The organism is uncultured Jatrophihabitans sp. (assembly GCF_964252635.1).
Lineage (GTDB): Bacteria > Actinomycetota > Actinomycetes > Mycobacteriales > Jatrophihabitantaceae > Jatrophihabitans.
In genome coordinates, this window is record NZ_CAXUNP010000018.1 from 41,787 (window position 1) to 66,157 (window position 24,371).

Annotated in this window: 21 protein-coding genes; 17 read left to right on the forward strand and 4 right to left on the reverse strand. The window is 72.2% G+C overall.

Features of this window, described 5'->3' with window-relative positions; all coding sequences use genetic code 11:
* Window positions 1-365: 365 nt before the first annotated feature.
* From rplU to ACFFCA_RS10400, 8 genes are all read left to right on the forward strand, one after another.
* Window positions 366-680 carry a 50S ribosomal protein L21 gene (rplU, locus tag ACFFCA_RS10365; protein WP_375484437.1) on the forward strand — a complete coding sequence of 105 codons (315 nt, stop codon included), beginning with the start codon at window positions 366-368 and terminating at the stop codon, window positions 678-680.
* Between the two features lie 12 nt (window positions 681-692).
* On the forward strand, window positions 693-938 hold the full coding sequence (rpmA, locus tag ACFFCA_RS10370) for a 50S ribosomal protein L27 (RefSeq protein ID WP_375484439.1): 246 nt from the start codon (window positions 693-695) through the stop codon (window positions 936-938).
* A gap of 84 nt (window positions 939-1,022) precedes the next feature.
* Window positions 1,023-2,465, forward strand: a complete 1,443-nt coding sequence (gene obgE, locus ACFFCA_RS10375; protein ID WP_375484486.1) for a GTPase ObgE — start codon at window positions 1,023-1,025, stop codon at window positions 2,463-2,465.
* Between the two features lie 237 nt (window positions 2,466-2,702).
* The gene (proB, locus tag ACFFCA_RS10380; RefSeq protein ID WP_375484441.1) at window positions 2,703-3,818 is read left to right on the forward strand and encodes a glutamate 5-kinase; all 1,116 of its coding nucleotides are present in this window, start codon (window positions 2,703-2,705) and stop codon (window positions 3,816-3,818) included.
* Between the two features lie 66 nt (window positions 3,819-3,884).
* Window positions 3,885-4,157 (forward strand): DUF1049 domain-containing protein, encoded by a 273-nt coding sequence (locus ACFFCA_RS10385; protein WP_375484443.1) that lies wholly within the window; start codon window positions 3,885-3,887, stop codon window positions 4,155-4,157.
* Window positions 4,158-4,182: 25 nt separating this feature from the next.
* Window positions 4,183-5,445, forward strand: coding sequence for a glutamate-5-semialdehyde dehydrogenase (locus tag ACFFCA_RS10390; RefSeq protein ID WP_375484445.1), 1,263 nt, complete (start codon window positions 4,183-4,185; stop codon window positions 5,443-5,445).
* A gap of 33 nt (window positions 5,446-5,478) precedes the next feature.
* Window positions 5,479-7,374, forward strand: a complete 1,896-nt coding sequence (locus ACFFCA_RS10395) for a protein kinase (protein ID WP_375484447.1) — start codon at window positions 5,479-5,481, stop codon at window positions 7,372-7,374.
* Between the two features lie 53 nt (window positions 7,375-7,427).
* Window positions 7,428-8,432 (forward strand): sulfotransferase, encoded by a 1,005-nt coding sequence (locus tag ACFFCA_RS10400; RefSeq protein ID WP_375484449.1) that lies wholly within the window; start codon window positions 7,428-7,430, stop codon window positions 8,430-8,432.
* Here the strand turns inward: ACFFCA_RS10400 and ACFFCA_RS10405 are convergent.
* From ACFFCA_RS10405 to ACFFCA_RS10415, 3 genes are read right to left on the reverse strand one after another with little or no spacing between them, the layout of a single operon-like run.
* Window positions 8,348-9,262 (reverse strand): hypothetical protein, encoded by a 915-nt coding sequence (locus ACFFCA_RS10405; RefSeq protein WP_375484451.1) that lies wholly within the window; start codon window positions 9,260-9,262, stop codon window positions 8,348-8,350. The two genes, ACFFCA_RS10400 and ACFFCA_RS10405, sit on opposite strands and share 85 nt — an antisense overlap.
* 47 nt (window positions 9,263-9,309) lie before the next feature.
* On the reverse strand, window positions 9,310-9,954 hold the full coding sequence (locus tag ACFFCA_RS10410) for a LuxR C-terminal-related transcriptional regulator (protein WP_375484453.1): 645 nt from the start codon (window positions 9,952-9,954) through the stop codon (window positions 9,310-9,312).
* Window positions 9,951-11,315, reverse strand: coding sequence for a sensor histidine kinase (locus tag ACFFCA_RS10415; protein ID WP_375484455.1), 1,365 nt, complete (start codon window positions 11,313-11,315; stop codon window positions 9,951-9,953). The genes ACFFCA_RS10410 and ACFFCA_RS10415 overlap by 4 nt, the downstream gene beginning before the upstream one ends.
* Window positions 11,316-11,511: 196 nt before the next feature.
* Here ACFFCA_RS10415 and ACFFCA_RS10420 point away from each other — a divergent pair, with 196 nt between their 5' ends.
* From ACFFCA_RS10420 to ACFFCA_RS10460, 9 genes are all read left to right on the forward strand, one after another.
* On the forward strand, window positions 11,512-12,603 hold the full coding sequence (locus tag ACFFCA_RS10420; RefSeq protein WP_375484457.1) for a prenyltransferase: 1,092 nt from the start codon (window positions 11,512-11,514) through the stop codon (window positions 12,601-12,603).
* Between the two features lie 78 nt (window positions 12,604-12,681).
* Window positions 12,682-14,685 (forward strand): SDR family oxidoreductase, encoded by a 2,004-nt coding sequence (locus ACFFCA_RS10425; protein WP_375484459.1) that lies wholly within the window; start codon window positions 12,682-12,684, stop codon window positions 14,683-14,685.
* A 227-nt stretch (window positions 14,686-14,912) separates the two neighbouring features.
* Window positions 14,913-16,511 (forward strand): MinD/ParA family protein, encoded by a 1,599-nt coding sequence (locus tag ACFFCA_RS10430; RefSeq protein WP_375484461.1) that lies wholly within the window; start codon window positions 14,913-14,915, stop codon window positions 16,509-16,511.
* Window positions 16,512-16,513: 2 nt separating this feature from the next.
* Window positions 16,514-18,166, forward strand: coding sequence for a signal peptide peptidase SppA (gene sppA, locus ACFFCA_RS10435; RefSeq protein WP_375484463.1), 1,653 nt, complete (start codon window positions 16,514-16,516; stop codon window positions 18,164-18,166).
* A gap of 21 nt (window positions 18,167-18,187) precedes the next feature.
* Window positions 18,188-18,751 carry a nicotinate-nucleotide adenylyltransferase gene (nadD, locus tag ACFFCA_RS10440; protein ID WP_375484465.1) on the forward strand — a complete coding sequence of 188 codons (564 nt, stop codon included), beginning with the start codon at window positions 18,188-18,190 and terminating at the stop codon, window positions 18,749-18,751.
* A gap of 12 nt (window positions 18,752-18,763) precedes the next feature.
* Window positions 18,764-19,171 (forward strand): ribosome silencing factor, encoded by a 408-nt coding sequence (rsfS, locus tag ACFFCA_RS10445; protein ID WP_375484467.1) that lies wholly within the window; start codon window positions 18,764-18,766, stop codon window positions 19,169-19,171.
* On the forward strand, window positions 19,168-19,836 hold the full coding sequence (locus ACFFCA_RS10450; protein WP_375484469.1) for a histidine phosphatase family protein: 669 nt from the start codon (window positions 19,168-19,170) through the stop codon (window positions 19,834-19,836). The genes rsfS and ACFFCA_RS10450 overlap by 4 nt, the downstream gene beginning before the upstream one ends.
* A 392-nt stretch (window positions 19,837-20,228) precedes the next feature.
* Window positions 20,229-23,114, forward strand: coding sequence for a leucine--tRNA ligase (gene leuS, locus ACFFCA_RS10455; RefSeq protein WP_375484471.1), 2,886 nt, complete (start codon window positions 20,229-20,231; stop codon window positions 23,112-23,114).
* 5 nt (window positions 23,115-23,119) lie between these two features.
* On the forward strand, window positions 23,120-23,971 hold the full coding sequence (locus tag ACFFCA_RS10460) for a DegV family protein (protein ID WP_375484473.1): 852 nt from the start codon (window positions 23,120-23,122) through the stop codon (window positions 23,969-23,971).
* Window positions 23,972-24,191: 220 nt separating this feature from the next.
* Here ACFFCA_RS10460 and ACFFCA_RS10465 read toward each other — a convergent pair.
* A partial coding sequence (locus ACFFCA_RS10465; protein WP_375484475.1) for a hypothetical protein occupies window positions 24,192-24,371 on the reverse strand: 180 nt, incomplete at its 5' end.

Below are 24,371 nucleotides of genomic sequence, written 5' to 3' on the forward strand. Positions count from 1 at the left end.
CCCCGAGGCGAACGGGACGCAGGCCCCCGAGGCGAACGAGGCGCAGGCTCCGGAGGCGAACGGATCGAACGGGGCGGCCCCGGCCGGCCGTCGCCGTCGCCGGGCGGCCAGCCGACCCGCCGGACCGCCGGTCGCCACCCCCTGACCCGCGCTTCCCGCCCGGTGTGGCCGCGATTCGGCCCGCGCCGGCGACCACACCGGGCGGGAAGACCCCACACCGGGGGTGCGGGAGGCGTTTTGCCTCCGGTGCCGACGGTGACGTAATCTGGATGACGGCCCATCACGCGGTGGGCCTCTCGTGCGTCAGTGGCTCGTCGAGCCCGACGCGGCAACACCGAACAGCAGCTCGAGGAGTGGATCCCGCGATGTACGCCATCGTCAAGACCGGCGGCAAGCAGTACAAGGTCGCCGAAGGCGATGTGATCGAGGTCGAGAAGCTCGACGCCGCGCCGGGTGCCGAGGTCGCGCTGCCCGCGATCCTGCTCGTCGACGGCAGCACCGTCACGCACGAGGCCGCCGCGCTGTCCGCCGCCACCATCACCGCGGAGGTCGTGGCCCAGACCAAGGGCCCGAAGATCCGCATCCACAAGTACAAGAACAAGACCGGCTACCACAAGCGGCAGGGCCACCGTCAGCGGCTGACCCAGCTCAAGATCACCAGCGTCACCGGCGCTCAGTAGGGATGGCACGCAATGGCTCATAAGAAGGGCGCATCGAGCTCCCGCAACGGCCGCGACTCGAACGCGCAGTACCTCGGCGTCAAGCGCTACGGCGGTCAGGTCGTGAAGGCCGGCGAGATCATCGTCCGGCAGCGCGGCACCAAGTTCCACCCCGGCGTCAGCGTCGGCCGCGGCAAGGACGACACCCTGTTCGCGCTCGAGGCCGGAGCTGTGCAGTTCGGCTCCAAGCGCGGCAAGAAGACCGTCAACATCGTCTAGAGATCCGCTGGTAGTCCCAGGCAGCCGCGTACCGAGACCCTCTGCTGGAACGAGACAACAGCAGAAGAGTTTCGGAGAGGCGGGATCGTGAAGTTCGTCGATCGCGTCGTCCTGCACCTCGCCGCCGGCAACGGCGCGCACGGTGTGGCCTCCATCCATCGCGAGAAGTTCAAGCCGCTGGGCGGCCCCGACGGCGGTAACGGCGGGCGCGGCGGCGACGTCGTGCTGGCCGTCGACACCAACGTCCACACCCTGCTGGACTTCCACCACCACCCGCACCAGAAGGCCGGTAACGGCGGCCAGGCTGCTGGCGGACACCGCAACGGTGCGCACGGCTCAGACCTGCGTCTGCGGGTCCCCGACGGCACGGTCGTGCTGGACGAGCGCGGCGAGGTGCTCGTCGACCTCACCGGCCCCGGCGCCGAGTTCGTGGCCGCCCGCGGGGGCCAGGGCGGCCTCGGCAACGCCGCGCTCGCCTCGACCAAGCGCAACGCGCCCGGGTTCGCGCTGCTCGGCGAGCCGGGGGAGGCGCGCGACCTCGTCCTCGAGCTCAAGAGCGTGGCCGACGTCGGGCTCGTGGGGTTCCCCAGCGCCGGGAAGTCCTCACTGGTCGCGGCGCTGTCGGCCGCCCGGCCGAAGATCGCCGACTACCCGTTCACCACGTTGGTCCCCAACCTCGGCGTGGTGAGTGCGGGCAACACGACGTTCACCGTCGCCGACGTCCCGGGCCTGATCCCGGGTGCCGCCGACGGCAAGGGTCTGGGCCTGGACTTCCTGCGCCACGTCGAGCGCTGCGCGGTGCTGCTGCACGTGCTCGACTGCGCCACCCTCGAACCCGGTCGCGACCCGCTGAGCGACCTCGACGCGCTCGAGTCGGAGCTGGCCCGCTACGAGGGCACCTTCGGCGAGCTGCTCGAGAAGCCGCGGCTGGTCGCGCTGAACAAGATCGACGTGCCCGAGGCGCAGGAGCTCGCCGACCTCGTCCGCCCCGAGCTCGAGGCGCGCGGCCTGCGCGTGTTCGAGATCAGCGCCGTGTCGCACGCGGGCCTGCGCCCGCTGACGTTCGCGCTCGCCGAGGCGGTCGAGGCCGACCGGACCGCGCGGGCCGTCCCGGAGTCGCCGCGCATCGTGCTGCGCCCGCGCGCGGTCGACGACGTCGGCTTCACCGTGCGCCCCGACCCGGACGATCCGGGTGGGTTCGTCGTGCGTGGCGAGAAGCCCGAGCGCTGGATCCGGCAGACCGCCTTCGACAACGACGAGGCGGTCGGTTACCTCGCCGATCGGCTGGCGCGGCTGGGCGTCGAGAAGGAGCTCGCGAAGCAGGGCGCCGAGCGCGGTGCGTCCGTGACCATCGGCGACGTCAGCTTCGACTTCCAGCCCACCGGTGGCGTCGACGTCGACGACTGGGCACCCGGCCGACGTGGTACCGACGAGCGCCTCGACACGTCGTCGCGGCCCCGTGCCGACGAGCGGTTGGCGGCCAAGAAGTCGCGCCACACCGGGCAGTGGACCGACGAGGACTTGTAGGCATGAGCGACGCTTGCGGAGCGAACGAGAGCATTGCGTCTCCGCATGGCCGAACGGAGTGAGGGTGTGAGCGACGCTTGCGGAGCGAACGAGAGCATTGCGTCTCCGCATGGCCGAACGGAGTGAGGGCGTGAGCGACGCTTGCGGAGCGAACGAGAGCATGGCGTCTCCGCATGGCCGGACGGAGTGAGGGCGTGAGCGACGCTTGCGGAGCGAACGAGAGCACTGCGTCTCCGCATGGCCGAACGGAGTGAGGGCATGACGCAGCGATCGGTGATCGCGACGGCCCGCCGGACGGTGGTCAAGGTCGGGTCGTCCTCCCTGACCTTCCGCGGACGTCTCGCACCCGATCGCCTCGACCTCGTCGTCGACGCCGTCGCCGCGCGCCGGCAGGCCGGGCAGCAGGTGGTGCTGGTGTCCTCCGGCGCCATCGCGGCCGGCATCGGGCCGCTCGGGCTGCGCGCCCGCCCGCGTGATCTCGCGACCCAGCAGGCCGCGGCGAGCGTCGGGCAGCAGCTGCTGGCCGAGCGGTACGCGGCGTCCTTCGCCCGGTACGGGCTGACCGTGGGGCAGGTGCTGCTGACGGCCGACGACCTGCACCGCCGCGGCCACTACCGCAACGCCGAGTCGACGTTGGAACGCCTGCTCGCGCTGGGCGTGGTGCCGATCGTCAACGAGAACGACACGGTGGCCACCCACGAGATCCGCTTCGGCGACAACGACCGCTTGGCGGCCCTCGTGTCGCACGTCGTGCACGCCGACGCGCTCGTACTGCTCACCGACGTCGACGGCCTGTACAGCGGTTACCCCGGCCGTCCGGACGCCCGCTTCATCGCCGAGGTCGCATCCATGGCCGAGCTCGCCGGGATCGACGTCAGCCGCTCGGGCAGCCACGTCGGTTCGGGTGGCATGACCACCAAGGTCGACGCGGCCGCGATCGCCACCAGCGAAGGCATCCCGGTGGTGCTGGCCGCCTCCTCGCAGATCGCCGACGCGCTGCGCGGCGACACCGGCACGTTCTTCCATCCGGCGGGGGACCGCACGACGTCCCGGCTGTTCTGGCTGCGGCACGCCACGACCCCACGGGGGCGGCTGCTGCTGGACCACGGTGCGGTGACCGCGGTCGTGCAGCGGCGCAGTTCGCTGCTGCCGGCCGGCGTTCTCGGCGTCACCGGCGAGTTCTACTCCGGCGAGCCCGTCGACCTCGTCGACCCCGACGGCGTGCCGGTGGCCCGCGGCCTGGTCGGCTACGACGCGGCGGACCTGCCGCCGCTGCTCGGGCACCGCACCAGCGAGCTGCCCGCCGAGTTCCGACGCGAGCTGGTGCACCGCGACGACCTCGTCGTGCTGTAGCCCCGGGCGCGCGCACACCCGCGCCTCGTCGTGACGATCGTCCCTCGTCCGGGTAGTGATGAGCGCATGACCGGTCCCGAACCCCAGAGCCCACCGCCGTCGCAGCCGCAACCGGCCAAGTCGAAGCGCAGCGGGATCGCCTTCGGCCAGATCATCGGCGCCGTCCTGCTGGTGCTCGTGATCATCTTCATCCTGGAGAACACCCGCAGCGTCAAGATGCGGCTGATCATCCCCGAGGTGCACGCCTCGCTGTCGGTGGCGCTGCTCATCGCCGCCCTGCTGGGCGGGCTCGGGGTACTGCTCCTGCAGTACCGCCGGCACCGCAAGTCGAACCGGTAGCCGCCCGCGCCCGTATCCTGTGCCCGTGACCGAGCAGCACGCCAGCGCCGACGACGTCCGCTCGGCGGCGCGCGCGGCCAAGGAGGCCGCGGTCGAGCTCGCGCCGATGTCGCGCGCCGACAAGGACACCGCGTTGCACGCAATGGCCGACGCCCTCGACGCGGCGACCGACGACGTCCTGGCCGCCAACGCCGAGGACCTGGCGTCCGGACGCGCGGCGGGCATGGCCGACGGGTTGCTCGACCGCCTGGCCCTCGACGCCGATCGTGTCGCGGCCATGGCGGTCGGTCTGCGGGACGTCGCCGCCCTGCCCGACCCCGTCGGCGAGGTGGTGCGCGGCTACACGCAGCCGAACGGTCTCGAGATCCGTCAGGTGCGGGTGCCCTTCGGGGTCATCGCGATGATCTACGAGGCCCGGCCCAACGTCACCGTCGACGCCGCCGGGTTGGCGTTGAAGTCCGGCAACGCCGCGTTGCTGCGCGGATCCGGGTCTGCGTTCCGCTCGAACGCCGCCCTCGTCGCGGTGCTCGCCGCCGCTGCCGAGAAGGCCGGGCTGCCTCGCGACGCCGTGCAGCAGGTGCCGGGTACCGACCGCGCGAGCGTCGACCATCTGTTGCGCGCGCGGGGGCTCGTCGACCTCGTCATCCCGCGCGGGGGCGCCGGCCTGATCAACCACGTCGTGGAGACTGCGTCCGTGCCCGTGATCGAGACCGGGGTAGGCAACGTGCACGTCTACGTCGACGCGTCCGCCGACCTCGACGTAGCGGAGCGCATCGTCGTCAACGCCAAGACCTCGCGCGTCAGCGTCTGCAACTCGGCCGAGACCCTGCTCGTGCACCGCGACGTCGCGGACGAGTTCCTGCCCCGCATCACCACGGCGCTGCAGCAGCAGGGGGTGACGGTGCACGGTGACGACGCGTTCGCGCAGCTCGACGGCGTGCGGGCCGCCACCGACGACGACTGGGAGCGCGAGTATCTGTCGCTGGACATGGCCGCACGGGTCGTCGACGACATCGACGCCGCGATCGCCCACATCCGGCGCTGGTCGTCCGGGCACACCGAGGCCATCGTCACCCGTGACCTCGATGCCGCCCGCCGCTTCACCGCACGTGTCGACTCGGCTGCCGTGATGGTGAACGCCTCCACGCGCTTCACCGACGGCAGCGAGTTCGGCTTCGGTGCGGAGATCGGCATCTCGACGCAGAAGATGCACGCCCGCGGGCCGATGGGCCTGGCCGAGCTGACGTCGACGAAGTGGATCGTCACCGGCGACGGTCACGTCCGTTGACGGGCATCGCGCGCTGATGGGTACCGGCAGCTGATGGAGCTGCTCGCCGACCGCTACCGGCGCGTGGCCACGCTCGGTGAGGGCGCCATGGGCGAGGTGTGGCTCGCCGACGACCTGGTACTCGGCCGGCGGGTGGCGGTGAAGCAGCTGCGCGTCGGCTCCGATGCTGCCTCGGTCGAACGGATGGTGCGTGAGGCACGCACCGCGGCGCGGTTGCACCACCCGAACGCGGTGTCGGTGCACGACCTCGTCACCGCCGACGGCCGCCCGTACCTGATCATGGAGTACGTCGAGGGCGAGACGCTCGAGGAGCGGCTGCGCCGGGTCGGGCGGTTGTCGCCGGCCGAGGCTTGTGCGATCGGTGCCCAGGTAGCGCGGGCGCTCGAGGCGGCGCACGCGCAGGGGGTCGTGCACCGCGACGTCAAACCGGCGAACGTCATGATCACCGGAGACGGTCGGGCCAAGCTCGCCGACTTCGGCATCGCCCGCCGGGAGGGCGACACGTCGCTGACGGCGACCGGCCACACCATCGGGACGCTCGCGTTCATGGCGCCGGAGGCGGTCGGCGACGGCCACGCCTCGGCCGCCAGCGACGTGTGGTCGCTCGGGGCCACGGTGTTCGCGGCGGTCGAGGGGCACCCGCCCTACCTGGACGGCGACGGCGCCACCGCCAGGCTGTTGTTCCGGTTGATGACCGAGCCGCCGCCGCCCGCGCCGCACGCCGGCCCGGCCGGCCCGCTGCTGGCGCGGATGCTCGACCGGTCGCCCGAGCGCCGACCGTCCGCGGGCGAGGCGGCCCGCCGGCTCGCCACCGCGCCGACCGACCGGGTGCCGGCCCCGGTCGCGGTCACCACGAACCGGCGACCGATCACGCCGCCGTCCGCCTTCGCCCCCACGGCGGGTTCCACGTCGGGTTCCACGTCGCGCCCGCGCTGGGGTCGCACACGGACGATCCTGGCGGCCGTCGTCGCGGTGATCGTGGTGGCGGCCGGGCTGACCGCCTACCTGGTGACCTCGGGATCGGACAGCCCGCAGGCGCGGGGGAGCGGGTCGGCATCGGTGTCGCGTTCGCCGTCCGCAACCCACTCGTCGACCGCGCGAACGACACCGTCGGCCTCGAACACGGTGAGCGCGTCGCCCGACGCGCTGTTCGCGAACCCGACGCAGGTCACGAGCATCCTGGCGAGCGCCCGCACGGCGATCATCGCGCTGTTGAGCTATGACTACCGGCACCTCGACGAGCACGACCAGCAGGTCTCCGACCTCACCACCGGCGCCTTCCACGACGAGTACCTGAACCTCGTCAGGACGGCGGTCGACCCGCCGGCCACCGAGGACCACATCGTGCTGTCGGCGAGCGTCGCCGCCGTCGGGATGGGCCCATTCGACGGGACGACGGCGACGGTGCTGGTGTTCGATGACACGACCCGCACCGACCGCACCCGCACGACGACGAAGAACACCTACGCGACGGTCCTGGCGATGCGTCAGGTCGGCGGCCAGTGGCTGGTCGCCGGGATGGAGCAGGACGGTGGGATGCAGAGCGATCCGCCGGGCTCGGCAGGGCTCGCGGCCGCGACGTCGTCGGCCCGTCGGGCGGCCGTGCTGCTCACCAGCCTGACCAAGGCCGACGTCGCCGGACGGCTGACCCAGCTGCGGGCGATGTCGACCGGCGACTTCCGCCGGACGTTCGACGCCACGACGAAGGCCGCGCGCACCGCCGCGGTCGGCGGCGAGGACTCCACGGGCACCGTGAAGACCTACGGGGTGGCCTCGGCAGGTGGCTCCACGGCTGACGTGCTCGTCGACGTCAAGCAGACCGGCACGAGGTCGCGCACGGCGTACCGACCGCGACGGGTGCGCCTCGACCTCACCCTGACCCGTTCCGGCGCCTCGTGGCTCGTCAGCGACGTGCAGAACCTCGGCTGACACCGTCACACGCATCCCGTCCCCGAGCTGGGTAGGCTTTTCCTACAATCCAGGTGGAGAAGGGACGTCAGACCGTGGCCATGCCCGACTTCCTCATCGCCGGTGCCCCGAAGGCCGGTTCGACGGCTTTGCACGCGGCGCTCGTCCGGCACCCCCAGCTGTTCCTGTCGACGCCGAAGGAACCGAAGTACTTCCTCACCGACGGCCGGCCACCGGCTCGCGAGTTCCAACGCGGGCCCGGCGACGCGCACAGCGCCCGGGAATGGATCTGGCAGCGCGAGCGGTACGAGGCCCTGTTCGACCAGGCCCCGCCGGGGACCCTGCGCGGGGAGAGCACGCCGTTCTACCTGTGGGACCACGCCGCGCACGCCCGCATCGCCGCCGCCGTTCCCGACGTCCGCATCGTCGCCGTCATCCGTGACCCGATCGACCGGGCCTACTCGAACTGGACCCACCTGTGGGCCGACGGGCTCGAACCGGAACCCGATTTCCTCGCCGCCTGCGACCTCGAGGACGAGCGCGCTGCTGCGGGCTGGGCCCCGTTCTGGCGCTACCTCGGGCTGGGGCGCTACGGCGAGCAGCTGGCCTCGCTGTACACGCACGTCGACCGCGACCGGGTGCACGTCGTGCGCTACCGCCAGCTGATCGACGCACCGGCCCGCACCCTCGACGGCATCGCGACGTTCCTCGGGGTCGAACCCGGCGTCGTCACGACCATCCCGGGCTCGAACGTCACCGCCTGGGCGGGGCACGGCGCGGTCAACTCCGCGCTGCGCGCGGTCGTCCGCGGCGGTGCCGAGCTGGGACGTCACGTGCACCCGCGCGTGTGGCGCCAGGCCCAGCGGCCGCTGGTCGCAGCGCTGCAGCGCGGGCCGTCGCACCGGCCGGCCCTCGACCCCGATGTCCGGCGCGAGCTGGTGGCCCGCGTCCGCGACGACGTCGCGCGGCTGGAGGAGGTGCTGGGCCGCTCGTTTCAGGACTGGCTGGGCGACTCCGGGCGCGGCACCTTCGCGGTACGCAGCTCATTGGCGCCGTCGGACCGCGACGCCTCCCAGTAGACCCGGGTGCCGGTCAGCGACTCGGCGAAGCTGAGGTAGCGCAGCGTCCGGCCCGCCGGGGTCGGGCCCGCGACCGCCGCGAACGCGTCCGGCGTCCCACCCTGGGCCAGGCCGGTGCGCTCGAACCAGTTCTCGTCGGCGGAGGCCCGCCCGTCGTAGAACGCCTCCCACGCCGTCCCGCTGCGGACGACGCTGGTGATCCGCGCGCCGCGCGCGTCCCAGCTTCCGGCCGTCGGCGCGAGGGCCGTCGACCGCTCCTCCCACTGCAGCCCGTCGGCGCTGGTCAGCAGCACCGACGTCATCCGGTCGGCCTCGTCGTCCCCGCCGTCGAGCGGGTGGCGGCACGCCCACATCTGCCAGTCCGGGCCGCTGCGGCGCACGACGACGTCCTTCCACGCCGTCACGCCCGCCTCGCCGGGCAGGACCACGGTGCGCGTGCCGTCGGCCAGGGTGGTCAGGTCGTCGGACTCGATCGCCTCGACCCACCAGTGCTTCGAGTCCGGTGTCGAGCACGAGACGTAGAGCCGCCAGCCGCCGCCGTCGAGCGGGACGAGGGCGGGCCGCTCGAGCGAGGCGGCATCGAACTGCGCGCTCGTCACGGTGGCCAGGGTGTCGAAGTGCACGCCGTCCTCGGACCGGGCGACGACGTTCGCGTAGCCGCGTCCCTCGGTGACCGGGCGGCGCAGCCGGTAGGCGAGATGGAACGCGTGGTCGTGGAAGACGGCCGACGGGGCGCCCGCCCAGTAGCCCTCGCCGTCACCGGGGGGATCGACCGCCACCTCGTAGTCGTCACCGGCGATGAGCTCGAGGATGTCGGCGGCCTGCGTCACTGCCCGACCCTATCGACGCAGCCCGCGCCATCCGTGGCCGGTGGCGGTCAGGACTGCAGGTGGCGCAGCACCGCGAGCACCCGACGGTTGTCGGTCTCGGACGGTGCCAGGCCGAATTTGATGAACACGTTGGCGATGTGCTTCTCGACGGCGCGGTCCGAGATCACCAGGGCCTCGGCGATCCCTGCGTTCGACAGCCCCGCGGCCATCTGCTCCAGCACCTCGCGTTCCCGCGGGGTCAGCGCGGCGAGCGCGTCACGGCGGCGGGACGCACCGAGCAGCTGGGCCACGACCTCGGGGTCCAGGGCCGTGCCGCCGCTGGCCACCCGGGTCAGGGCCGCCACGAACTCCCGGACGTCGGCGACCCGGTCCTTGAGCAGGTAGCCGACGCCGGTGGGCGAGCCCGCGAGCAGCTCGTCGACGTAGCGCGTCTCGACGTACTGGGAGAAAACCAGCACCCCGATGCCCGGGTGCTCCCGGCGGACGGCGACGGCGGCGCGCAGGCCCTCGTCGGTGAACGACGGCGGCATCCGGATGTCGACGACGCAGACGTCCGGCCGCAGTGACCGCACGGCGCCGCGCAGGGCGTCACCGTCGCCGACGGCGGCGACGACCTCGTGACCGCGGTCGGTGAGCAGCGCGACGAAGCCGTCGCGCAGGATCGCGCTGTCCTCGGCGATCGCCACTCTCACGCCGGACCCCGCCGGGCCGCAGCGGTCACGGGGACGTCGATGCGCACGCTGGTCGGCCCGCCCCGAGGGCTGTCGACGGTCAGGGTGCCGTCGACGGTGGCGACCCGGTCGGCGAGCCCGGCCAACCCCGTGCCGCCGCCGACCACCGTGCCGCCGCCGACCACCGCGCCGCCCCGTCCGTCGTCGTCGACGCGCAGCCGCAGCCGCCCGTCGTGGGTCGCGACGTCGACCACGACCGTGTTCGCACCGCTGTGCTTGGCGGCGTTGGTGAGCAGCTCGGCCGCGCAGAAGTAGACCATGGTCTCGATGGCCGGCTCCGGCCGCTCGACGATCGCCGAGCGCACCTGCACCTCCAGCGCGCTGTGGGCCGCCAGGGTCGTCAGGGCGGCGTCGAGACCGGCATCGAGCACCGGCGGGTGGATGCCGCGTGCCAGGTCCCGGACCTCGACGATGGCCTGCTTGGCCGTCGTGTGTGCCGTGTCGAGCAGCCGCGACGCCTCGGCCGGGTCGCCGCCCTCGGCCAGCTTCTCCTTGGCCAGCCCGACGTTCATGGCCAGCGCGACCAGTCGCGCCTGCGTCCCGTCGTGCAGGTCGCGCTCGATCCGGCGCAGCGTGGCCGCCGAGTCGTCGACGGCGCTGGCGCGCGTCCGTTCGAGCTCCTGGACCCGGGCGTCGCGGCGGGTGGGGCCGAGCAGGTTCGTGACGAGCAGCCGGTCGACCGACAGCACCGCCCGCACGGCCCACGGAGCGACGAGCAGAGCCACGACTCCGAGGACGACCGCGAGCGCGATCCGGAACGGCGTGTCGAGGTAGTAGTGCGGCCCCAGCCCGGCGCCGCGGTGGCACGTCCCGCGGGAATCGGTGTTGCACCTGGAGAACGGGCGCCAGATCGGATAGGTGATCCCGGCCAGGCCGTAGAGGTAGAACGTGACGGCGACGACGAACGCCGCGATCGCGACCGGCAGCTTGAGGAGCAGATAGAGCCGCGCCCGCCAGGCGACGGGGTCGAGGAGGTGGGCGCGCAGGTACCCGCGGCCCTCCTCGTGCGTCCGCACCCGGGACGGCGCCGCGACGTCCGTACCCAGCAGGATGTTCGCTTGCTGGCGCGCGCCCCCGGCCAGGAAGCGCACCGCCTCGTTGGTGACGGCGAGGACCAGCACCCCGACGATGGTGATGAACAGGCCCGCACCCAGCAGCAACGTCACCAGGGTGAAGACGAAGCCGAGCGCCCCGAGCGGCAGCCCGACCAGCGCGTACGCGAGTTCGGTCCAGGTGCGCCTGCGGGCGAGCTGCGTCACCGCCCGCCGCAGAGGGGTTGCCGTGGTCATCGCCGGACCAGCGTCCCAGATCGTGTCGCTCATCGCTGTACCCCGCGAACGGCAGAACGGAAGCGGTGTACGGGCAGCAGACGGGTGTCGGACATGTCAGCCAGCGTCGTCGCGTCCGCCCGGCCGATCGAGGGAGCTGGCACGTGTCTCGGGGTGGGGTTTGCCGCACCACGGGGTCGAGCAGCCGGGTGGTCGGCGGGGGGCGGTGCACAGTCGTATCCTGAGAACGGTGAGCACCGAGGCGACGACACCCACCGGTACCGCGCGCACGCCCGAGCCGGGCCCGGCCCCTGCGGCGGGAACGCCCCCGCGCGGCGGCCCGTTCGCGTTCGTCGGTGCGTTCACCGGCTTCTACCCGGCCCAGGCGTCGGAGTTCTCGCACCTCGACCCGGTGACCCGCTTCCTCTACGCCGCCCGCAGCGTGATCCTGGTCATCTCCGCGCAGTCGGCGTTGATGGCCGGGCTGCTGGCCGCCACGGACCGCCGCTTCGAGTGGCTGCCGTTCGTGCTCGTGTTCCTGGCCTACGTCGTCCTGCACGCCGTGAGCAACCTGTCCAACGACTACTTCGGGTACCGCCGCGGCCACGACACCGACGACTCCCCGCGGCGCCGCTACACCCTGCACCCCGTCGCCAGCGGCGCCGTGACGCCGCGGCTGCTCGCCACCGGCCTCGTCGTGCTCGCTGCCGTTTCGGTGGCCATCGCGGCGTACTTCATCGCCCTGCGCGGGCTTCCGGCGCTCTGGCTCGCGCTCGTCGGCGGAATCCTGCTCTACGCCTACGACGCCGCGCCGCGAGCGCTCAAGGAACTGAGTCTCGGCGAGCTGGCCGCCTTCGTGGTGTGGGGCCCGCTGATGATTGGCGGCGGCTACTACGTCATCGCCGGGCACTGGTCGGGCGTGGCCTTCGCTGCCTCCGTCCCGCCCGGCCTGGGCGTCATGTCGATCCTCGTCGGCAAGCACGTCGACCAGCGCGAGTTCGACACCGGCCAGCACCAGCGCACCCTGCCGGTCGTGCTCGGCGAGCGGGCGGCACGGACGTTCACCGCGGTGTCGGTCGTCGCCATGTACGTCGTCACGGCCCTGCTCGTGGCCCTGGGCGACCTCACCCCGTTCGCGTTGCTGATCGTCGTCGCCGGTCCGCGGGCCCTGCACGCGTTGCGCGTGCTCTCGCGGCCGGCACCGGCGTCGCCGCCGGCCGGCTACGTCGGCTGGCCGCTCTGGTACCACCGGGTCTGCCTGGTCCACAACCGTGCATTCGGCTGGCTCTACGTCGCCGGCCTGGTCGTGGGTGCCGTCTTCCCGGAGGTGCTCATCGGCTGACACCCTGGTTGGCCTCGGGGGCCTCGGTGGACCAGACTCTGGCTACCCACCAGTACAGACCGTCCCAGGGGGATTCTCATGGCGTACTTCGTCACCGGGGCGACCGGGTTCCTCGGTCGCTTCCTGCTCGCCCAGCTGCTGGAGCGCGAGGGGACGATCTATGCCCTGTGCCGGGCCAGCTCGCTGGACAAGCTCGACGAGCTGCGCCTGCGGCTCGGTGCCGACGACGACCGCATCGTGCCGGTTATCGGCGACCTGAGCAGGGAACGTCTGGGCGTCGACCAGGAGGAGATCGAGCGCCTCGACGGCACGATCGACCACTTCTTCCACCTGGCGGCGATCTACGACCTCACCGCCGACGCCGACAGCCAGCACGCCGCGAACGTCGAGGGCACCCGGCACGCTCTCGCGCTCGCGGGGGCGGTGCACGCCGGGCACTTCCACATGGTCAGCTCGATCGCCGCGGCCGGGCTGTACCGGGGCACGTTCACCGAGGACATGTTCGACGAGGCCCAGGACTACGAGCACAACCCGTACTACCAGACCAAGCACGAGTCCGAGGGCATCGTCCGACGGGAGTCGCCGGTGCCGTGGCGCATCTACCGTCCCGGCGCGGTCGTGGGGCACTCGGAGACCGGCGAGATCGACAAGATCGACGGCCCCTACTACTTCTTCCGGACCATTCAGCGGCTGCGTGGGGTGACGCCGTCGTGGCTGCGGGGCGTCGGGCTCGAGGGCGGCGAGATCAACCTCGTGCCCGTCGACTACGTGGCCAAGGCGATGGACTACATCGCGCACCAGCCCGACCTCGACGGCCAGGCGTTCCACCTGACCGATCCCGAGGCCCTGACCGTCGGCGGGTTGCTGAAGGCACTGACGAAGGCCGCGAAGGCGCCGCAGCCGTCCGTCAACCTGGACGCCCGCGTGCTCGACGCGTTGCCGGCCCGGCTGACCTCGACGTTGGCCAAGCTGCCCGGCGCCAAGCAGCTCACCGACCTGGCGCTGGCCGAGCTCGGCATCCCGCGCGAGATGTTCGCCTACCTCACCTATCCGACCCACTTCGACTCCAGCAAGACCCAGGCCGTGCTCGAGGGTTCCGGCATCGAGCTGCCGCCGTTCTCGCTGTACGCCCAGCACCTCTGGGAGTACTGGGAGCGCACCTACAGCCCCGACCGGCGCAAGGACAAGCAGCTGGCGCGCGCCATCAAAGGCAAGACCGTCATGATCACCGGGGCGTCGTCGGGCATCGGGCGCGCGACGGCGATGCGGGTCGGCGCGGCCGGCGGGCGGGTCATCCTGGTCGCGCGTGGTGTCGAGAAGCTCGAGCAGACCAAGCAGGAGATCGCCGACCTCGGTGGCGTCGCCTTCGTGCACCGTTGCGACCTCGCCGACCTCAGCGACATCGAGCGGATGGCCAAGGAGGTGCTGCAGGAGCACGGCCGGGTCGACGTGCTGGTCAACAACGCCGGCCGGTCGATCCGTCGCTCGATCGCGCTGTCCTACGACCGGATGCACGACTACGAGCGCACGATGCAGCTGAACTACTTCGGGCCGGTGCGGCTGATCCTGTCGCTGCTGCCGGTCATGCGCCAGACCGCGCCGGACGGCCGCAAGGGCGGGCACATCATCAACGTCAGCTCGATCGGCGTGCAGACCAACATCCCGCGCTTCTCCGCCTACGTCGCGTCGAAAGCCGCGCTGGACGCGTTCTCGCGGTGCATCGCCTCCGAGGTCGTCGACGACGGCGTGCACCTGACGACGATCCACATGCCGCTGGTGCGCACGCCGATGATCGCCCCGACCAAGATGTACGACCGGTTCCCGACGATGACGCCGCCCGAGGCCGCGGACATGATCTGCAAGGCCATGATCCGCCGGCCGAAAAAGGTGGGCACGACCCTCGGCAACGCCGGTGCGCTCGCCTACCAGGTTGCGCCGCGTGGGGTCGACGTCGTGCTGAACGCGGGCTACAAGCTGTTCCCGGATTCGCACGCCGCGAAGGGCAGCGGGGGCAACAAGTCCGACCAGCCCTCCACCGAGAGCGTGGCGTTCGCCCACATCCTGCGCGGCGTGCACTGGTAGCGGCGCGACCGTCCCGGCCGGGGCGGCGGCGTTCGTCGGGCTTGTTGCGTCCGTGCCCAGGTCGTCCTGTCTCACGCGGTGGCGCGATGCGGCTGCAAGAACGAGCCACCGCGTGAGACAGGACGACGCTGCCGGCTGCCGTCTCACCGCGATTCGACGCGGCGGGTCGGGGCAATACCCTGATCCGGGTACACCGTGGGTTTGAGCGCCAGATCGAAGGAGACCGCATGACTCACAGCACGGACGATCGAGACGGCGCCGCCGGGCGCATTCCCGAGGGCGTCCCGCTGGATCGGCAGGCTCCGGGTCAGCCGCCCTCGGCCGCCCGTCACACCGACTGGGCGACCGACGCGACGGCGGTGGAGCCGAGCGGCGACGAGTCGTCGGCCGACGAGTCCGCGAATGCGTGGTCGGCCGCTCCGGTCCACTACAGCAGCTCCGACGCAGCACCCGGCGACGCGCAGCCGAGCTACGAGCCGGCACCCGCCGAGCCGGCCGGGTACGGGGCGCATTCGTGGGAGCAGCGCTCCCAGGCCCCCGGGTTCGACGCGGCGCCCCCGCCGCCGGCACGACCGACACCCGGCCCGCAGCCCGAACCGCAGTCCGTGCCGTGGGATCAGCACCAGGCGTCGCGTTGGCCCGCGCCCGATCAGCAGTCGGCACCCTCCGTGCAGCAGCCACAGCCACAGGGTCCGCAGCAACAGCAGCAGGGCCCGCAGCAGCAACAGCAGCAGCCGCAGCCGCAGTGGGACCAGCAGTACCAGCAGCCGGCGGCCAACCCGGCACAGGGCCCGCAGCACTACGCACCGGCCTACGCGCCGCAGCAGCCCGTGCCGCCGCAACCCGCGCTCCCGCCCAAGCCCGAAGACCTGCTGGTACCGAACCAGTCGTCGGTCGTCGCGCAGCCCGCGAGCTGGGGTTGGCGCGGCCGGGTCAACCGCGCCACCGGCGGTCTGGTGAAGTCGAAGGCGGCGCCGGCCGAACTGCAGGCGCGGCAAGCGATCAATGACATCCAGCGCAGCTTCTCGCACCCGATGACCGTCGTCGTCGTGCAGCCGAAGGGCGGTGCGGGCAAGACGCCCACGACGATCTGCCTGTCGGCCGCCTTCGGGTCCAACCGCGGTGGCTATGTCGTCGGCTGGGACGACAACGAGACGCGCGGCACGCTGGCCGTCCGCGTCACCAACCCCGACAGCAAGCAGAAGACAGTGTGGGACCTGCTGGGCGACCTCGCCGCCTTCGAGCGCTTCGACGCGCGCGTCGGCGATCTGAGCGACTACGTGCGGTCGCAGCCCGACGCGCACTTCGACGCCCTGGTCAGCGACGACAACCCGGGGAACATGTCGCAGATCGGCGAGGGGGAGTACGAGCGCCTGCACAAGGTGCTGCAGCGCTTCTACCGCATGATCGTCGTCGACACCGGCAACAACGTCCGCTCCTCGAACTGGCAGGCCGCCGTCGACTCGGCCGACCTCGTCGTCGTCGTGTCGTCCTACCAGCGCGACGTCGGCTACAGCGGGTCGTGGGTGCTCGACCACCTGGCCCAGACCGGGCGCGAGGAGCTGGCCCGCAACGCCGTGACCGTGCTGACGGCTGCGGACCCCACCACCGACAAGACGGTGCGGGGCCAGCTGCTCGAGCACTTCACGGCCCGTACCCGCGCCGTCATCGAGATCCCGTACGACCCGGAGCTCGCGCACGGTGGCCCGATCCAGTGGACGAGCCTGGCCGCGCCGACCCGCAACGCGTGGATCCAGGCCGGGGCCACCATCGCCAACTGCCTGGCCGAGCAGGACCAGCGCGCGTTGTCCGAGCGGCGCGCCTGACCGTGGTCGCGGTCCCGGGGCGACGGCCCCGTCTGCTGCTCGAGCTCGACCTCACCAGCGCACCCATCGAGCTCGAACCCGACGACCTGGTCGGCAAGCTGCGCAGCCGGCACCGTCCGCGGCTTCGTGGCGTGCTGCGCACGCTGCACGAGGCAGGGAAGGACGACGTGGTCCGCGGCCTCGTGGTCAAGGTCGGGGGAGCGGCCCTGCCCTGGGCCATCGCCCAGGAGGTACGGGCCGGTCTCGCGGCTTTTGCCGCATCGGGCAAACCCGCCGTCGCGTGGGCCGAGACGATCGGCGAGGGCGGCAACGGGACGTCGGACTACGTGCTGGCCAGCGGCTGCCGTGAGATCTGGCTGCAGCCGTCCGGTGAGCTCGCCCTCATGGGGGTCGCCAGCGAGACGACCTTCCTGCGCGGCGCGCTGGACAAGCTCGGCATCGAGCCGCAGCTGGACAAGCGGTACGAGTACAAGAGCGCCGCCGACCGCATCATGCGCAGTGAGTTCAGCGACGAGGGGCGGGAGGCGCTGGACCGTGTCGTCGCCTCCTTCTGGGACGGGGCGGTCGAGACGATCGCCGGCGCCCGCGGCCTGTCCGTCGAGGACGTCCGTGCCGCGGCCGACCGGGCTCCGCTGTCGGCCGAGGACGCTGTCGCCGCCGGGCTCGTCGACCGGCTCGGCTACCGCGACGAGGTCTACGCCGACGTCCGCAGCCGTGCGGGCGAGGACGTGCAGCTGCTGTTCGCCGACCAGTGGACCCCGCCGCGCAGGCCCGTGCAGGCGTTGCGGCGCGGCAAGGGTTTCGTCGCCCTGGTCGAGGGACACGGTGAGATCACCGGCGGCCGCAGCCGCACCGGTCCGCGCGGGCGGCAGCTGGGCAGCGACACCGTGTCGTCCGCGTTCCGGGCCGCGCGCGAGAACGACCACGTCAAGGCCGTGCTGTTCCGGGTGGACTCCCCGGGCGGCTCCGCGGTCGCGTCCGACACGATGTGGCGCGAGGTCGAGCTGACCAAACGGGCCGGCAAGCCCGTCATCGTGTCCATGGGCGCCGTCGCCGGCTCCGGCGGCTACTACGTCAGCTGCCCGGCCGACGTCATCGTCGCCCAGCCCGGCACCATCACCGGATCCATCGGTGTGCTCGGCGGCAAGGTCGTCGTCGCCGAGCTGCTCGACCGACTCGGGTTGGGCACCGGCCTCGTCGAGCGCGGGGCGAGCGCGTCGATGTACTCGGCCCGCCGCGGGTTCACCGACGAGCAGCGTCAACGGCTGTCGGACATGCTCGATCGGGTGTACCGCGAGTTCGTGCAGAAGGTCGCCGACGGCCGAGGGATGGGCTACGACGCCGTGCACGAGGTGGCCCGTGGGCGCATCTGGTCGGGGTCGGACGCCCTCGCGAACGGGCTCGTCGACCGGCTCGGCTCGTTGCGTGACGCGGCCGCCGTGGCCCGCGAGCGCGCGGATCTGCCCGAGGACGCCCCGGTGCGACCGGCGATCTCGATCCCACCGCTCGCGCGGCTCGGCCGACCGAAGTCGAGCGAGGACCCGCGGTCGCTCGCCGCCACCGCCAGCGCCTGGGGCGACCTGGCCGCACTCGCCGCCGAGTTGCGGCTGCCGGGCGGGGGACCGTTGCGCATGCCGACGTTCCGGATCGGCTGACCGGTGCGTCGAGTCGGGATCATGGGTGGCACCTTCGACCCCATCCACCACGGGCACCTGGTGGCGGCCAGCGAGGTCGCCTCGCTGTACGGGCTGGACGAGGTCATCTTCGTGCCCACCGGACGTCCGTGGCAGAAGACCGAGCGCGAGGTCAGCGACTCCGAGCACCGTTACCTGATGACGGTCATCGCCACGGCGTCCAACCCACGGTTCTGGGTCAGCCGTGTCGACATCGACCGCGCCGGGCCGACCTACACGATCGACACCATCCGCGACATCGCCGCCCTGCGTCCCGACGCGGAGCTGTTCTTCATCACCGGCGCCGATGCGCTCGGCCAGATCCTGTCCTGGAAGGACGCCGAGGAGGCGTTGGGGCTCGCCCACTTCGTCGGCGTCACCCGTCCCGGTTACGAGCTGTCCGACGCGCACCTGCCGCGCGACGCGGTGCGGCTGCTCGACGTGCCCGCGCTGGCCATCTCCTCCAGCGGCATCCGGGAACGGGTGTCGGCCGGCCGGCCGGTCTGGTACCTCGTGCCGGACGGGGTCGTGCAGTACATCAACAAGCACGGCCTCTACGGCCCGTAGACTCAACGGCAAATGACTGCCACCGACGAAGCGATCGAGCTCGCCCAGACCGCCGCCCAGGCGGCCGCCGACAAGCTCGCGACCGACATCGTGCTCATCGACGTCAGCGACCGCCTGGCCATCACCGACGTGTTCGTGGTGGTCACCGGCACCAACGAACGGCAGGTCGAGGCCGTCGTCGACGCCGTCGAGGAGAAGCTGCGCGCGACCGGCCACAAGCCGATCCGGCGCGAGGGCCAGCGCGACGGTCGCTGGGTGCTGCTCGACTACGGCGACGTCGTGGTGCACGTGCAGCACTCCGAGGAGCGGGTGTTCTACGCCCTCGAACGGCTGTGGAAGGACTGCCCGTTCATCCCCTTCACCGACGCGGCGGCCGCCGCGCACGCCGCCGCCCGCGCGTCCGGCGACGACGGCGCGTGAGCAGCAGAAGCCTGCTGCTCCTGCGACACGGACGCACGGCGTGGAACGCCCAGCGCCGCTTCCAGGGTCAGGCCGACCCGCCGCTCGACGACACCGGGCGGGCGCAGGCCTACGAGGTCGGCGCGCTCATGGCCGCCGTCCGTCCCGACCTGCTCGTCACCTCCGACCTCGCCCGCGCGGAGCAGACCGCCGAGATCGTCGCGGCGGCCACGGGGCTCGACGCCATCACCGACGCCCGGCTGCGGGAGCGCGGGCTCGGCCACTGGGAGGGGCTGACCCGCGACGAGGTCGAGCAGACCTACCCGACCGAGTACGCCGAGTGGGTGGCCGGCCGCGACGTCAGCGAACGCGGCGGCGAGGACCGCGAGCAGGTCGCGACCAGGGCCCGGAAGGCGTTCGACGAGCTGCCCGTCGTGCCCATCACCGTGCTCGTCAGCCACAGCGCGACGGCGATGGCGTTGACGAACGCGCTGCTCGGCATCCCGCAGCACGTCCGTCCTCTCGGTCCGCTCGCCAACTGCCACTGGACCGAGCTGTACTGCGAGTTGCACGACGACGTCCCGACGTGGCGGGTCCGCGGCCACAACCTGGGTGCGCCGGGCACCGTGGTGCCGTTGCCGGCACACGGCACCGCCCTCGACGACGCGGCCGACGCCGACGCCTGAGCACGTCCGCCGTCCGCCTTGTCCGGTCTTGTCCCCCCGGCCCGACGCGCGGGTCGCACGACCTGCGTGGCCGCGCGTCCGTCGCCCTCGACCTCCCGCTAACCTGACCGACAGGTGCCCCCGCGCCCGGTGGCGACGGACGGCGGGCGCGGGGTGTGCACCTCAACCGGGCCTCGAGGCCGTCCGCGGTATCCTCTTCAGCGTGACGAGCCCGGACGACCTGCTCCTTAGTGAGCCGCGCTGATCGGTAAGCAGACACCGACAGTGCGGCCGAGCCTCTGCGACAACGCAGGGGCTCTTCGCATGTCCGGCCCGGCCGCACCCGCAGATGACCCCCGCGCGGTGACCGGCCAGGGCGCGGCCGCAGTCACCCACCCGGCATAGGAGCCACCATGAGCAGCGGCGCAGACACCAGACCCGCCAACCCCGAGTCGCCCGCCGACATCCCCGCCCACCGCTACACCGCCGCCCTCGCCGGCCAGATCGAGACGGCCTGGCAGCGGCGCTGGATGGACGAGGGCACGTTCGACGCGCCCAACCCCGTCGGTCCCCTGTCCGAGGGCTTTGACCGCGTCGCCATCGGGCGGCACACCTACATCATGGACATGTTCCCGTACCCGTCCGGGACGGGCCTGCACGTCGGCCACCCGCTGGGCTACATCGGCACGGACGTCTTCGCCCGGTTCCGGCGCATGCAGGGTGACAACGTCCTGCACACCATGGGCTTCGACGCGTTCGGCCTGCCCGCCGAGCAGTACGCGGTGGAGACCGGGCAGCACCCGCGCGTGACCACCTACGGCAACATCGAGGTGTTCCTGCAGCAGCTGCGCCGGCTCGGCCTGGGCCACGACGAGCGGCGCCGGTTCGCGACCACCGATCCGTCGTACTACCGCTGGACGCAGTGGATCTTCCTGCAGATCTTCAACTCCTGGTACGACACCGACCTGGACAAGGCCCGGCCGATCGCCGAGTTGATCACCGAGCTGGACGCGGGTGAGCGGCGTCCCGGGCCGGGCACGAACGCGACCGGCCGCCCGTGGTCGGAGCTGTCCGAGACCGAGAAGCGACAGGTGGTCGACAACCACCGGCTGGTCTACCGCAGCGACGCCACCGTCAACTGGGCCCCGGGCCTGGGCACGGTGCTGTCCAACGAGGAGGTCACCGCCGACGGCCGCTCCGAGCGCGGCAACTTCCCGGTGTTCCGCAAGCCGCTGCCGCAGTGGAACATGCGCATCACCGCCTACGCCGACCGCCTGGTCCGCGACCTGGACCTCATCGACTGGCCCGACAAGGTCCGCGCCATGCAGCGCAACTGGATCGGTCGCTCGACCGGCGCCCACGTCGCGTTCGCCTCGCCCGCCGGCGACATCGAGGTGTTCACCACCCGTCCCGACACCCTGTTCGGTGCGACGTACATGGTGCTGGCCCCTGAGCACCCGCTGGTCCCGTCGTTGACGACCGACGCCTGGCCGGCCGACACCCCGGTGACCTGGACGGGGGACGCGCTGACCCCGCCCGTCGCCGTCGAGCAGTACCGGCTGGCCGCGTCGCGACGCTCGGAGCTGGACCGGCAGGCGGGCGACCGCGCGAAGACCGGTGTGTTCACCGGCTCCTACGCGATCAACCCGGTCACCGGCGCGCCCGTGCCCGTCTTCGTCGCCGACTACGTGCTGATGGGCTACGGCACCGGTGCGATCATGGCCGTGCCGTCCGAGGACCAGCGTGACTGGGACTTCGCCGAGGTGTACGGCCTGCCCGTCGTGCGGACCGTCGCCCCGCCCGAGGGCTGGGACGGTGGCGCGTACGCGGGCGAGGGCGCGCGCATCAACTCCAGCAACGACGAGGTCTCCCTGGACGGGCTGGACGTCGCCGGCGCGAAGGCCCGCATCATCGAGTGGCTGGAAGCGGCGGGCCGTGGTCGCGGGGCCGTCACGTACCGCCTGCGCGACTGGCTGTTCAGCCGCCAGCGGTACTGGGGCGAGCCGTTCCCGATCGTCTACGACGAGACCGGGCTGCCCGTCGCGCTGCCCGAGTCGATGCTGCCCGTGGAGCTGCCCGAGACCGACGACTTCTCGCCGAAGTCGTTCCCGCCCGACGACGCCGACTCCACGCCCGAGCCGCCGCTGGGTCGCCTGGGGGACTGGGTCGAGGTCGAGCTGGACCTGGGCGACGGGCCCAAGAAGTACCGCCGCGAGACCAACACCATGCCGAACTGGGCCGGGTCGTGCTGGTACGAGCTGCGCTACCTCGACCCGAACAACACCGAGCGGCCGGTCGACCCCGAGATCGAGCACTACTGGATGGGCCCGAACGCCGACCGCCCGCTGGGCGGCGTCGAGTTGTACGTCGGTGGCGTCGAGCACGCCGTGCTGCACCTGCTGTACGCGCGGTTCTGGCACAAGGTCCTGTACGACCTGGGTTACCTGACGTCGTCCGAGCCGTTCCACAAGCTGATCAACCAGGGTTACGTGCAGGCCTACGCCTACCGCAACGCCGACGGGTTCGCGGTGCAGGCCGACGAGGTCGTCGAGGACGGCGAGCGGTTCTTCCACGACGGGGCCGAGGTCACTCGCGAGAACGGCAAGATGGGCAAGTCGCTGAAGAACGTGACGACCCCCGACGAGATGTACGCCGCCTACGGCGCCGACACGTTGCGGCTGTTCGAGATGTTCACCGGGCCGCTCGAGCAGGACCGGACGTGGGACACGAAGGCCGTCGTCGGCCCGTTCCGCCAGTTGCAACGCATCTGGCGCGTCGTCGTCGACGAGCAGACGGGGCAGACGCACGTGGCCGACGTGCCCGCTCCGGACGAGCTGAATCGCCTGCTGCACAAGACGTTGCACGCGGTGCGGGAGAGCTACGAGGCCTTGCGCTTCAACACCGCCATCGCCCGCATCATCGAGCTGAACAACGCGGTCGGGGCCGGCTTCCCGAACGGTGGCGCGCCGCGTGCGATCGCCGAGGCGATCGTGCTCATGCTCGCACCGCTGGCCCCGCACATCAGCGAGGAGCTGTGGTCGCGCCTCGGGCACCCGTCCTCGCTGGCGTGGGAGACGATGCCGCAGGCCGATCCCGCGCTGCTGGTCGACGACGTCGTCGAGGTGCCGGTGCAGGTCAACGGCAAGGTGCGCGCGGTGGTGCAGGTGCCGGCCGATGCCGACACCGACGCGCTGGAGGCCGCCGCGCGTGCCGACGAGAAGATCGCGTCCGCGCTGGACGGACGCGACGTGCGGCGGGTCGTCGCCGTGCCGGGCCGCCTCGTCAACTTCGTGGTCTGACGCCGATGACGGGTCGGGTCGCGGTGGTCACGGACTCGACGTCCTGCCTGTCCGGTGCGACAGCGGCCGAGCTCGGCATCCACGTGGTGCCGCTGCGCGTGATGCTGGGTCACCGGGTGGCCGTCGACGACGGCGCCGACATCACCCCGGGCGACGTCGTGCGGGCGCTGCGCGAGAAGTTCGCGGTCAGTACCTCGCGTCCCACACCGGCGGAGTTCGCCGCCGCGTACCGGACGGTGTTGGAGTCCGGTGCGGAGCGGGTCGTCTCGGTGCACCTGTCGGCGGCGCTGTCGGGCACGTGGGAGTCGGCGACCCTGGCCGCACAGGACTTCCCGCACGGCGTGGTCCGGGTCGTGGACTCGCGTTCGACGGCGATGGGGCTGGGGTTCGCGGTGCTCGCCGCGGCGCACGCGGCGCAGGCGGGGCAGAGCGCGGCGGGCGTGCAGGGCGCGGCCACCGAGGCCGTCGACCGCACGCGCACGATGTTCTACGTCGACACCCTGGAGTACCTCCGGCGGGGCGGCCGGGTCGGGTCGGCGCAGGCTCTGCTCGCGACGTCGCTGTCGGTGAAGCCGTTGCTGCAGATGGTCGAGGGGCAGATCGTCCCGCTCGAGAAGGTGCGTACCTCGTCCCGGGCCGTGGCGCGCCTCGTGGAGCTGACCGTGGCGGCCGCGGGCGACGACGACGTCGATCTCGCCGTGCACCACCTCGGCGTGCCCGAGCGGGCCGATGCCCTGCTCGCGACCCTGCAGACCGCGCTGCCGCGGCTGCAGGACGCGCGGGTGGCCGAGCTCGGCGCCGTCATCGGCGCGCACCTCGGCCCGGGCGTCCTCGGGACGGTCTTGGTCAGAAAGTAGGAGCGGGCCCGGAGGTAGGAGCCGGTTCATAGGGGTGAGAGCCGAGCCAGCGCCGGCCGCTGCTACCACACCGGCCCGACAGTGGCGGCCGGTTCGTACACAGGCGGCCGGCACGTCCACAACCGTGCGTTCCTGCCCCCACGGTCCGTCGCCGCTGCCTAGCGTCGGCCGGGTGCGAGGTGAGCGGTCGGTACCCCGTGGTGAGGCGGGGCGGGTGGCGTTACGGGTGCGCGAGCTGCTCGAGTACCACGAGCGTGCGGTCGGTACGGTCGGTGCGGTCGACGACGTCGACGGCGGTGGCGGATACGTCGGGAACGGGAACGGCGATGCCGACGGCCGCGATCTCGACGGCCGCGATCTCGACGGCCGCGATCTCGACGGCCGCGATCTCGACGGCCGC